Source organism: Selenobaculum gibii (assembly GCF_030273445.1).
GTDB classification, from domain to species: Bacteria; Bacillota; Negativicutes; order ICN-92133; family ICN-92133; genus Selenobaculum; species Selenobaculum gibii.
Genome location: NZ_CP120678.1, coordinates 65990 through 77500 on the forward strand (window position 1 = coordinate 65990; position 11511 = coordinate 77500).

Here is an 11511-nt window from a genome sequence, read left to right on the forward strand (position 1 = left end):
TTTTGTATTCTATTTTACGTGAATGGTCACAACTGCTGACATTCCCGGTTTTAATGAATAACTTGAAGCAGCAGGACGAATTTTAATTGGAATTCGCTGTGTTATCTTTGTGAAGTTACCAGAAGCATTTTCGGTTGGTAAAACAGAATACTGTGCACCTGTGGCGGGACTAGTTTCATAAACTTCGCCGGTAAATTTCATCCCGGGATATGCATCTATCGTAAATTCTACTGGATTGCCTAAAGTGATTTTACCAAAATACGTTTCTTCAATATTGGCATTGATCCATACGTCGTCTAAATTGGTAATGTTAAATAGAGGTTTACCTACAGAGATATATTCACCGAGTTCAATGGATTTTTTACCGATGATTCCGCTGGACGGTGCTTTGATAATCGTATCTTCTAACTGAATTTGTGCGTTAGCTAATTCCGCTTCGGCTTGTAAAACGGCAGCATTATTCAAGTCGACATCCTCTTGACGTGAGCCTTCCTTGCTTAAACTAAGGGATTCTTGAGCGCTTTGATAATTGGCGAGTGAACTCTCCATTTCTGTTTTTGCGGCATCAAGTTGTTGTTCGGAAATTGCATTTTGTTGAAATAATGCTTGATTTCGTTCATAATTTTTGCGGCTGTTTTCATAGAGTGATTTTTTTTGTAATACGATTGCATTAGCCTGAGAAATTTCTTGAGGGCGGTTACCGGAGACTACTTCGGCAAGTTTCGCTTTTGCCATTTCGAGATTTGCTTTTGCTGTAGTGACTTTGTTTTCATATTCTTTTTGTTCAAGCATAGCGATTGGCTGTCCAGCTTCAACAACAGAGCCTTCTTCAACGAGGATTTGTTCGACTCTTCCCGATATCTTTGCACTTACAGTTGTCATCGTTCCTTTTACTCTGGCATCATTTGTTGATACAATCCGGTTGCTGTAATGCCACCACCACAGGGAAGTACCAATAAATAATAGAACAAAAAAAATTGCTAATGCGATAATTTTTTTATTCGTAATTTTCGTACTAACGTCGTTCATGCGTTTTCCTCACTTTCAAATAAACAAGAACGTAAAATTGCAATATTTTTCTCCATCTGGATAAAATGTTCTTTTGCTTTTTGTTCTAGTTCAGGAAAATAATCTAAACCTAGTTGCGTAATATGGTAAATTCGGCGATTGCGCTTATCGGGAGAATCCCAATTGCCGATAATATAACCTTCGTTTTCTATTTTTCGCAGAAGTGGATATAATAAATTTGGATTCGGGCAGGCAACACCTTTTGTATGTTTTTTCACTTCTTCTGAAATTCGATTTCCATAGGTAGGTGCAGTCATTAAGATTTTAAATATGTAAAACTCTAGCAGCAATTCAACCCAAGGGCGGAATGTTCTTCTTGACATGGTTATATCTCCTTATACTAATCTTATTAAAATTAATCTTATTATTTTTAATAAGATTAGTCAATAGAATGGCGTAAAAAAGCTAAATTTGCGATAAGCTTTAAGATGTGTATAATATAAATAGGAAGGTTTTGAAATAGAAAGGAGTATTTTATGACAGAAAACAATACTGCGGATGCAATGATGATTGAGGAACGGAAGAAAAAAGAAAAGCATAGAAAGAAAATGAGCTTTTTCATAAAAAAGTATTTATTTTTGTTTCTAGGTTCGATTATTACGGCGATTGGGTTGGAAATATTTTTAGTACCAAATAACGTAATTGACGGTGGTGTTGTCGGAATTTCCATTATGGCTAGTGCGCTTACTGGGCAACCACTGGGGGTATTTTTGGTATTGTTAAATATTCCATTTTTATATTTGGGCTATAAACAGATTGGAAAAACATTTGCATTTGCTACGTCTTTTTCTATTATTTCGCTGTCTATTTGGACATCGTATTTTCATCCTGTGGCAGAGATTACGCATGATTTATTTTTAGCTGCAATATTTGGTGGGATTATCACAGGTTTGGGTGTAGGGATTATCATTCGTAATGGGGGATCTTTAGACGGTACGGAAATTGTCGCCATTATTATGGACAGGCGAAGTGGATTTTCCGTCGGTGAGATCGTTATGTTTATGAATTTGTTTATTTTAAGTAGTGCTGGCTTGATTTTTGGCTGGGACAGAGCAATGTACTCTTTAGTGGCATATTTCATTATTGCGAAAGTGATTGATATTGTCATTAAAGGCCTGGATGAATCTAATGGAGTGATGATCATTACATCGAATCCTGATGAAATTGCTGAAGCATTAATGGCGCGGTTAGGTCGTGGAGTAACAATTCTCCACGGTGAGGGCGGTTATACTGGCGATCCGAAAAAGGTATTATACTGCGTAGTAACAAGGCTAGAGGTTGATAAATTAAAAGCAATTGTTATGGAAAAAGATGAATCTGCTTTTGTGACAATTAATCAAGTACATGATATTATGGGTGGAAGGTTTAAAAAGAAGGCAATTCATTAAGAAATCAAAGGGCGTACCGAATTTTTTCGGCACGCCCTTTAGTATTATTCGATGGCTAACGGAGATTAAACATTCTATTGAAACAACATGTTTACAAAATATGTATTCCGCTTGATGCATAGAGTTTTTTTAATTCGTCAGAAACATGATCATCCATGACAATAGTATCTAATTGCTCAGAAGTAAACAACGTTTTTTTTGAAACTCGGTTCAACTTGCTGGAATCCATTACGGCAATCGTTCGCATAGAGTTTTTTTTCATGGTTTGCATAATTGGTATTTCTTGAAATCGGAAATCGGTGAACCCCTTTTCGGGATGAACGGCATTAATTGATAAAAAACAAAGATCTGGATAATATTTTTTCAGCTCTGCTTCACATTGGGGTCCATAAAGTGATTGCTCGTTAGCGTTTAATTCGCCACCAACCACAATTACTTTAAGAGAGGGGGTTTTCATCAAGATAGAAACAGCAGCAATATTATTCGTAATAATTGTACAAGAAATAGATTTTTTAGAAATTTCTTTTGCAAGAAGTGCAGTAGTTGTTCCCGAGTTGAGCATGATGACATCATCTTTGTGAATAAAAGATAAAGCTTTTTGAACGAGTTGGAGTTTTTGTGGCGTATTAATAATTTCGCGCCCTTTAAAATCTGAGAATTGTAGCATTTTGCTAGGTATGCGAGCACCACCGCGAATGCATTCTAAAAGCCCTTCGGTTTCCATTGTTTTTAAATCTCGCCTTATCGTGTCAATAGATACGCATAGAATTTGAGCTAAATCAGATAATTTTACAATAGGAGAGATATTAAGTTGTTGTAGAATTTTATCTTTACGTTCATCATAAAGCATAGATAATCGCATCACTTTCTTTTAGATTGAATATATTATATCTTGTGTCTCATCACTTTTGCAACCAAGAAAAAGAAAGCATATTTTAATTGTTTTTGCAAATAAAAGTTGTTATAATCAAGATATGGTTGCGGCGTTTTGCGATATACTGCAATATATTGCAATGTATTAAATAGAGAAAAGGGGGGTTTGGATATGATAGAAGCAGTAATTTTGGATTGGGCAGGGACAACGGTCGATTATGGTTCGTTTTCGCCGATTTATGCATTTGAAAAGACATTTCGGACTTATGGGATAACACCTACGATTGAGGAAATACGCGAACCGATGGGAATGCTTAAAATTGACCATATTCGGACGATGCTTAAAATGGATCGATTGACAGCATTATGGCGGGAAAAGTATAAACGCGAGCCAAACAAGACGGATGTTTTGGAGTTGTATAAAGTCTTCCAAGATGAGGTTTTTCAAGTACTTGGGGAGTATTCTACGCTAAAACCACAGGTAGTAGAAACGGTGCAAATTTTACGCGAGCGAAAAATAAAAATAGGTTCAACGACAGGATATACGAATGAAATGATGGAAATTGTGACGAAAAAAGCCGCAGACCAAGGCTATAAAGTTGATTATTGGGTGACGCCGGATATGACGAATGCCAAGGGGCGTCCATATCCGTATATGATTTTTCGCAATTTAGAATATATGGGGATTTCCAGTGTACGTAACGTAGTAAAGATTGGCGATACCGTATCCGATATAGCAGAAGGAAAAAATGCCGGAGTAACGACGATTGGAGTAATTGACGGTAGCTCGATTATGGGAATGAAGCAAGCGGATTTTGAAAGTTTACCAGAGAATGAGAAAAAGCAAAAACGTCAAGCGGTACGAAAGATTTATCAAGCAGCAGGGGCGGATTATACGATTGAGAATTTTGGGCAATTACCTGATCTTTTAGCATGAATTGAAAGGGGGAATACGTAATGGAATTTTTTAATCCCGTACATATCGTTGCTGGGCAGGGAACATTGTGTGCTTTAGATAAATCAATCAAAAAACTGCAGTTACAGATAAATAAAATATTACTGATTACGCGTGGCGGAGATTTTCAATTATCAGCAGGATATAAACAGATAAGGGCTGCTTTAAATGAATATGAGGTTCATGAAATCGTCTTTGGTGTAAGCAATCCTGATATTAGTGAACTTTTTCAATTATTAAAAGAGCTAGAGAGCGTTGACTTTGATCTTGTCATCGCAGTTGGCGGAGGCAGTGTGCTCGATATGGGGAAAAGCATCGCAACGCTTCACAAAATGGAGCTTGCTGATGTTGCAATGCTTAGAGAGTGTATCGGAAAGGGAAGTTATACAGAGGCTGTCATTCCTTGGTTTGGGATTCCGACTACTTCTGGTACGGGTTCAGAAGTAACACCTTGGGCGACTATCTGGGATAAAGAATCGGGTGGAAAACTATCGCTGAATAATCCGAAAAATTTTGCTCGTATTGCAGTTGTCGATCCAATACTAACAAGAGCATTGCCAGTTGGACTTACGGTATCATCAGCGCTTGATGCAGTATGTCATGCAACGGAGGCTTATTGGGCAAAACGGACAAACGAGGTATCACAGACATTTGCTCTTGCAGCAATACGAAGGATAAGAGAAAGTCTAGAGTTGTTGTTGCAAAATCCTGAGGATTTATCCTTGCGTGAAGATATTGGCAAGGGAAGTTTGTATGCAGGAATAGCATTTAGCAATACGAAAACGACGATTTGTCATTCTTTATCCTATCCGCTTACTTCGCAGTTCGGTATTCCACATGGAATTGCAGCCGCTTTGTCGCTCGCTGCATTTATGAAGTTAAACGAGGTGGAAATTAAGAATAAACAGGAACTTCTGACGGCTTTCAATTGTGAAAACGTTGCTGAAGTAGAAAAATGGATACAGCGGATGATGCAGCTTGGTGGATATGGACATCAACTTCAAAATTATGGTATTGAATTGAAGGATTTTCCGCAAATTTTGCATCATGCCTTTACTAAGGGGAGAGCGGATAATAATCCAGTAGTTGTAACGAAAGACGCTGTATTGACTGTATTAAAAAACATATATTGATTTTGTAATTGCGGTTTGGTTTATTTTTTTATTTCGAATGTATCAATGATTATGGAGTCTTGTTTTTGGGCGGTTACTTTTAGAGTCGTAGAATTAACATTTAGAACTAAATAATTTGGTTGATCAAGTGCGCGGTCAAAAATGACTTCGTAAGGTTTGGCAAGTGAACTTTCCCAAGTTTTATCGCCGCTACGTCCTGTTGAAATATAGACTGTTCCGTTTGCAGCAGGAACCCCATGGTAAAGCGGTCTTGTTCGTCCATAAGAATGAATATGCGCGCTAAAGACAACATCTACGTGATATTGATCAAAAATAGGGATAAATGCCTTGCCGAGATCATTTAAATTTGCGGTATCTGGATGGCTGAACAATCCACGGTGAATCAATACGATTTTCCATTTTTTTGTTGTGGTGGCTAAATCTTGTGTAAGCCAAGGAATTTGTTTAGCAGTTAAATTGGGCTGATAGGCGTCGAGCTCTTTTTCTTGACTATCTAAAACGACGAAATGTGCATCACCATAATCAAAAGAGTACGTTTGGCCAGGTAAGTCTTTCGCGCCATTTTGAGGTAGGTCAAATAAGGAAAGATAGAGTGTCGGTAAAGTAAATTCCCATTCCAAAGAGTAAGCTTCGTGATTTCCTTCGATTGGGGCTATCGGTATTAGTGGTAATAAAGGTTTGGCACCCTCGAGCCAAGCTTGCCATTGATAAAAGCTGGCACCATTATCAACGAGGTCGCCCATATTAATAAAAAACTGTGTGGTTGGGTGCGCAGTGATTGCACTGGTTACCGTATCACCCCAAACTGTATAATCGGAGCATTGCGAATCAGGAAAAATAAGCGCAGAAAAATTTGATTCTTTCGCGGCAGTAGATAGCGTATACCAGTCTGAATATGCATCATCGCTGCCTACGCGATAGCGATAAGTTGTATTTGGGATAAGTTCGGTCAAGGTTAAAGAATGTAGTTGAAAATCACCGAGGTCGGTAGCTAATATTTTTGTTATGGCTTGCTTTTTTATCAGGGTTTCGCTATTTAATGGTTTGTATTCGATAAACTGAGGGGTATCTGTTAGGTCGGTCTGCCAGCTAATGGTACGGCTTGATGTACTATCAGCAGTAATCACTTGACGAACGTATTTTGGTGTTGGTGCAGTAATTGCATTCTCTAAAAAAGGAAATGCATAAATTGTTCCAAGGCTAAGGCATAAAATAATCAAAACAAAGTACCACTTTTTCAAAACGCACCCCCCTAGCAAATGTTGTAGATTTAGTTTAACAAAATCAGCTTAATTTATTCGATGACTAGAATTTATAGGGAATTAAAATTTTAGCAAAATTAAAAGTCTATTTTATATAAAATAAAAATAGACTAGCCTCATAAAAGAAAGCTAGTCTATTTTTATTATTTTATACGATTTTTGTTGTCCATCCTTCAACGTTCCAAACGTCAGTTACCCAATCTTCATAGAATTCAGGTTCATGGGATACGAGAAGAATCGTTCCCTTGTATTCTTTTAAGGCGCGTTTTAATTCATCTTTTGCTTCTACGTCTAAATGGTTTGTCGGCTCGTCTAGGACAAGAAGATTGATTTTTTTCTGCATCACTTTACAGAGTCGTACTTTGGCAGCTTCACCACCACTGAGTACCATCATCTTGCTAGTGATATGTTCATTCGTCAATCCGCAGTTTGCTAGTGCAGCACGAACTTCAAAATTACTCATGCCAGGATATTCTTGCCATACTTCTTCTAAAGCAGTATTATCATTGTCTCGGCTAGATTCTTGTTCGAAATAGCCAGGCATGACAAAATCGCCTAATTCCACATTACCGGAAATTGATGGGATAATGCCTAATAACGTTTTTAATAAAGTTGTTTTTCCTAAGCCATTTACGCCGCGAATCGCAACTTTTTGTCCGCGTTCTAAGGTAATATTTACTGGTTTCGTCAATGGTTCATCGTAACCTAATACGAGATGTTTTGCTTCAATGACGAAGCGGCTTGGTGTTCTGGCTTCTTTAAAGTGGAAATGCGGTTTCGGTTTTTCTTTTGGCTTCTCTAAGATTTCCATTTTATCTAATCGTTTTTGACGGCTGTTTGCCATACCGCGTGTTGCTACGCGCGCTTTATTTCTAGCGATGAAATCCTCCAAACGATCAATTTCTTGTTGTTGGCGTTCAAAGGCGGCATTTTCTTGCTTTTTACGCATTGCATACATGGCTTGGAATTGTTCATAGTCACCGGTATATCGTGTTAATGTAGCGTTTTCTACGTGATAGATAACGTTGATTACACTATTTAAAAATGGAATGTCATGGGATACGAGAATAAAGGCATTTTCGTAATTTTTCAAGTAATTTGTCAACCACTCGATATGTTCAACATCGAGATAATTTGTCGGCTCGTCCAAAATAAGAATGGTTGGATTTTGTAATAATAATTTTGTTAATAATACTTTTGTCCGTTGTCCACCACTTAAATCAGTTACGTCTTTATCAAGTCCAATTGAGCCTAGACCTAATCCGTTGGCGATTTCTTCAATTTTTGCATCGATGGTATAGAAGCTGTTATGGTCAAGAATATCTTGAATTTCGCTTGTTTCATTCATCATTTTGTCAACTTCGTCAGGGGAAGCTTCGCCCATTTTGTCGTAAAGCGCGATCATTTCTTGTTCTAACTTAAACATATCGTCAAAGGCAGTACGAAGTGTTTCGCGAATCGTCATGCCTTTTTTTAATACGGAATGTTGGTCTAAATAGCCAACAGTTACACGGTTTGACCAAGAAACCTTTCCCTGATCTGGTTGTAATTGCCCGGTAATAATATTTAAAAAAGTAGATTTACCTTCGCCATTTGCACCAATTAAACCGACATGCTCTCCCTTTAAAAGGCGGAAAGATGCATCTTCTAATATCGTTCTTGCCCCAAATCCATGGGATACGTGTTCAACATTTAATACACTCATGAAAGACTCCTTTTAAGTAATTATTTAATAACAAATGAAAGAATATTTCTTTTATACACAGTAGAATATCGTATTGATCAATTTAAAGCAAATGTTTTTCATGTTTTAACGGAAATAAGAAGTTTGACAATGGGGTAAAAGAACAAATGTACACATAGAATGTTCTGGTTGTACATATTTTTCAAATAATGCTTGCATGCAGTTTTTTATTGTGCTAAAATAAGCGTAATTTCATTTATGAGAAAGATGATGAAAAGGAAAAGTAGCCATAGCTGATGATTACAGAGAGTCGGGGAGTTTGCTGGAATCCTGATATTAGATGATATGGGGAAGTTCGCCTTGGAGTTGCCCACTGAACTTTGTTGTAGGTGGTGTCGGAACCTTTACCGTTATCAGAAAAGGGAAGTATCGGCTTTATGCCCGTACTTTATAGAGTGATTTGTCATTGACAAATAATTAAGGTGGTACCGCGATTTGAGCCCTCGTCCTTTATATAGGACGAGGGATTTTTTTTTAGTTTTCAGAGAAGGGGGAGTACATTTGAAAGAGTGCAAATTAGGTTTTCTTGGGCCGCAAGGGACGCACAGCGAAGAAGTTGCTTTGTTTTTGCAGAAAGAGTCTCCACAAATTACATGGAAACTCAAACCGTTTCAAAGCATTTACGATGCGATTTGCGCTGTAGATAATCATGAAGTTGACAAAGTGATTGTTCCCGTAGAAAATTCTATTGAAGGGGCAATCAATATTACTCTTGATACATTAGCGCATGATGTTGATTTACAAATAGAACGAGAAATTGCCTGGATGGTGCATAATCAATTGATGGCAAAAGATCCAAATGAAAAAATCACGACGATAATTTCACATGCTCAACCATTAGCTCAATGCAGAACTTATATAAAAGAGCATTATCAAGATGTTGAAATTAGACAAGTATCGAGTACTGCACGGGCTGCAGAAATCGTAGCCAGTGGAGTGAAAGGATATGCTGCGATTTGTCCGAAAAGGGCTGGTGATATTTATCACTTAACGACAATAGCAACAGAAATTCAGGATAATAATACAAATTGTACTCGCTTTATTTTATTGAAAAAACGACAGAACAATCTGATTAGTGGAGGCGCAAAGACATCAATTATCTGTCAAATAAATGGAGCTAAATCAGGAAGCCTTTGTGAAGTTTTGTTGGCTTTCGCAAAATATGAAGTCAATTTAACAAGGATTGAATCGCGTCCAGCGCGAACTGGGTTAGGAGAATATATTTTCTTTTTGGATATGGAAGGTTCTGGTCAAGATAAAAATGTCCAAGGTGCATTGGCTGAGGTGCAAAAAAAGAGTTTATGGATGAAGAATTTAGGTTCTTTTAAAGGCATAAAAATAGATCAAAAAATTAATAATTAATATGGAGGAATATTTTATGGTAATTATTATGAATAGTGATGCAAAAAGTGAAGAAATCAAGGCGGTAGTTGAACGGGTTCACTCCGTTGGCTTAAAAACGCATATTGTAGAAGGAGAGAAAAAGACGATTATTGGTGTAATCGGCGATAAAAGCATTATGGCGAGATTGACAATAGATGCAATGAGTGGTGTTGATAAAAGCGTGGAAGTATCGTCAAGTTATAAATTGGTAAGTAGAGAGTTTCATCCAATGGACAGTATTGTAGATGTAGCTGGTGTGAAAATCGGTGGAGGAAATTTAATCGTTATGGCGGGGCCATGTGCGGTGGAAAGCAGGGAACAATTATTTGAAGCTGCCGATATCGTAAAAGCAGGCGGTGCGCAATTTTTAAGAGGCGGGGCCTATAAGCCACGCACATCTCCTTATGCATTCCAAGGGCTAGAAACAGAAGGTTTAAAATATTTAGCGGAAGCTAGAGAACGCACTGGATTGAAGATTGTTACAGAAGTAACTGAGGTGCAAGCGATAGAGACTGTTGCAAAATATGCGGATATGTTACAAATTGGGGCTCGCAATATGCAAAACTTTGGTTTGCTTCGTGAAGTAGGGCGTTCAAACAAGCCTGTTCTCTTAAAGCGCGGTTTGGCAGCGACGATTAATGAATGGTTGCATGCGGCAGAATACATTTTAAGTGAAGGCAATCAAAATGTTGTTCTTTGTGAACGTGGAATTAGAACGTATGAAGAATATACAAGAAATACATTGGATTTAAGTGCAGTAGGAATTATAAATCATTTAAGTCACTTGCCGATTATCGTTGACCCAAGTCATGGTACGGGAAAATGGCGCCAGGTAAAACCAATGGCAATGGCGGCTGTTGCTGCCGGAGCAGATGGATTAATGATAGAAGTGCATCCAAATCCTGAAAAAGCACTTTCTGATGGAACACAGTCCTTGTGCCCTGAAAACTACTACAAAACAATGAATAGTGTCTTTAAGTTGGCAGAGTTCATTAAAACAGAAAATTTATAAGCTGAGCATATTTATAGTAAAGAATGGCAACGGACTAGAAAGTTGTCATTCTTTTTATTTCTAGATTTTTATAATAGCTAATGTCCATTATTGTTGCTGGAAAAGGAATGCGATAAATTTAATCATTTTTTTGAAAAATAGAAAGCGATTACAAACATTAAATTTATTTTTGAAGATTTATCTATCATAGGCAAGGTAATTCTAGGTAAATATATAATTACAATAGTTACCTAGAAGGTGAAAGCTTAAATGCTGATTGTGAATAAATGGCTGACGAAAAAGTCAGCTTTTTCATTAGAATTAATTTATGTTTATCTATAATATAGAAGTAAAAAATAAAGGGTAGGCAGAATTTTAAGAAAGATATAAAGATTATGATGATGCTGATAAAAGGAAAAATTGCATATGGGGAGAGATGAAAATGCGTGTAATTGTAACAAATTCATACGAGAAAATGAGTGCAACAGCGGCAAGAATGGTAGCAGGACAACTTTATTTAAAACCTGATAGTGTGCTTGGCTTGGCAACAGGAAGTACCCCTTTATTGATGTATCAAAATTTGATACGTGTACATAAAGAAATAGGGTTGGATTTTTCGGAGGTCATTACTTTTAATCTTGATGAATATCTGGGATTAAAGAGGGAAGATTGTAATAGTTATCATTATTTTATGCACGAAAACTTTTTCAAATA

The 11511-nt window shown here is 37.2% G+C and carries 11 protein-coding genes and 1 other annotated feature (1 of these 12 running past the window's edge); of the genes, 6 read left to right on the forward strand and 5 right to left on the reverse strand.

Annotation, left to right across the window (positions count from 1 at the left end):
- Nucleotides 1–9 precede the first annotated feature (9 nt).
- Both P3F81_RS00310 and P3F81_RS00315 read right to left on the reverse strand, forming a co-directional pair.
- Entirely contained in the window at nt 10–1029 is a 1020-nt protein-coding gene (locus tag P3F81_RS00310; RefSeq protein ID WP_147669270.1) for an HlyD family secretion protein, read from the reverse strand.
- Nucleotides 1026–1391, reverse strand: a complete 366-nt coding sequence (locus P3F81_RS00315) for a PadR family transcriptional regulator (protein WP_147669268.1) — start codon at nt 1389–1391, stop codon at nt 1026–1028. Before P3F81_RS00315 ends, P3F81_RS00310 begins: the two co-directional genes overlap by 4 nt.
- 180 nt (nt 1392–1571) lie before the next feature.
- On the opposite strand from P3F81_RS00315, the gene P3F81_RS00320 reads away from it, so the two are divergent.
- Nucleotides 1572–2456: a YitT family protein gene (locus tag P3F81_RS00320; protein ID WP_309320802.1), complete on the forward strand. Its 885-nt coding sequence runs from the start codon at nt 1572–1574 to the stop codon at nt 2454–2456.
- Between the two features lie 91 nt (nt 2457–2547).
- Here the strand turns inward: P3F81_RS00320 and P3F81_RS00325 are convergent, their stop codons facing one another.
- Nucleotides 2548–3306: a DeoR/GlpR family DNA-binding transcription regulator gene (locus P3F81_RS00325; protein ID WP_309320516.1), complete on the reverse strand. Its 759-nt coding sequence runs from the start codon at nt 3304–3306 to the stop codon at nt 2548–2550.
- 195 nt (nt 3307–3501) lie between these two features.
- On the opposite strand from P3F81_RS00325, the gene phnX reads away from it, so the two are divergent.
- Both phnX and P3F81_RS00335 read left to right on the forward strand, forming a co-directional pair.
- Nucleotides 3502–4266 carry a phosphonoacetaldehyde hydrolase gene (phnX, locus tag P3F81_RS00330; protein ID WP_147669263.1) on the forward strand — a complete coding sequence of 255 codons (765 nt, stop codon included), beginning with the start codon at nt 3502–3504 and terminating at the stop codon, nt 4264–4266.
- 20 nt (nt 4267–4286) lie between these two features.
- Entirely contained in the window at nt 4287–5417 is a 1131-nt protein-coding gene (locus P3F81_RS00335) for a phosphonoacetaldehyde reductase (RefSeq protein WP_147669261.1), read from the forward strand.
- A gap of 20 nt (nt 5418–5437) precedes the next feature.
- Here the strand turns inward: P3F81_RS00335 and P3F81_RS00340 are convergent, their stop codons facing one another.
- Nucleotides 5438–6658 carry a purple acid phosphatase family protein gene (locus P3F81_RS00340; RefSeq protein WP_309320517.1) on the reverse strand — a complete coding sequence of 407 codons (1221 nt, stop codon included), beginning with the start codon at nt 6656–6658 and terminating at the stop codon, nt 5438–5440.
- Nucleotides 6659–6827: 169 nt separating this feature from the next.
- Nucleotides 6828–8384 carry an ABC-F family ATP-binding cassette domain-containing protein gene (locus P3F81_RS00345; protein WP_147669257.1) on the reverse strand — a complete coding sequence of 519 codons (1557 nt, stop codon included), beginning with the start codon at nt 8382–8384 and terminating at the stop codon, nt 6828–6830.
- A gap of 240 nt (nt 8385–8624) precedes the next feature.
- Nucleotides 8625–8877 (forward strand) — a binding site (T-box leader).
- Nucleotides 8878–8924: 47 nt separating this feature from the next.
- Between P3F81_RS00345 and pheA the strand changes: the two genes are divergently transcribed.
- The 3 genes from pheA to nagB all read left to right on the forward strand — a co-directional run.
- Nucleotides 8925–9785 carry a prephenate dehydratase gene (gene pheA, locus P3F81_RS00350; protein WP_147669255.1) on the forward strand — a complete coding sequence of 287 codons (861 nt, stop codon included), beginning with the start codon at nt 8925–8927 and terminating at the stop codon, nt 9783–9785.
- Between the two features lie 16 nt (nt 9786–9801).
- A complete protein-coding gene (gene aroF / locus P3F81_RS00355; protein WP_147669254.1) occupies nt 9802–10818 on the forward strand; it encodes a 3-deoxy-7-phosphoheptulonate synthase in 1017 nt (338 codons plus the stop codon).
- A gap of 421 nt (nt 10819–11239) precedes the next feature.
- Nucleotides 11240–11511: the 5' end (the start) of a glucosamine-6-phosphate deaminase gene (nagB, locus tag P3F81_RS00360; RefSeq protein ID WP_147669252.1), read on the forward strand. The gene runs 463 nt beyond the window's last position; only the first 272 of its 735 coding nucleotides appear in the window; the start codon lies at nt 11240–11242; its stop codon lies off the right edge, out of view.

Coding starts and splice junctions, on each gene's coding strand:
- P3F81_RS00310 (WP_147669270.1), bottom strand. CDS start 1,029: ATGAACGACGTTAGTACGAAAATTACGAATAAAAAAATTATCGCATTA.
- P3F81_RS00315 (WP_147669268.1), bottom strand. CDS start 1,391: ATGTCAAGAAGAACATTCCGCCCTTGGGTTGAATTGCTGCTAGAGTTT.
- P3F81_RS00320 (WP_309320802.1), top strand. CDS start 1,572: ATGATGATTGAGGAACGGAAGAAAAAAGAAAAGCATAGAAAGAAAATG.
- P3F81_RS00325 (WP_309320516.1), bottom strand. CDS start 3,306: ATGCTTTATGATGAACGTAAAGATAAAATTCTACAACAACTTAATATC.
- phnX (WP_147669263.1), top strand. CDS start 3,502: ATGATAGAAGCAGTAATTTTGGATTGGGCAGGGACAACGGTCGATTAT.
- P3F81_RS00335 (WP_147669261.1), top strand. CDS start 4,287: ATGGAATTTTTTAATCCCGTACATATCGTTGCTGGGCAGGGAACATTG.
- P3F81_RS00345 (WP_147669257.1), bottom strand. CDS start 8,384: ATGAGTGTATTAAATGTTGAACACGTATCCCATGGATTTGGGGCAAGA.
- aroF (WP_147669254.1), top strand. CDS start 9,802: ATGGTAATTATTATGAATAGTGATGCAAAAAGTGAAGAAATCAAGGCG.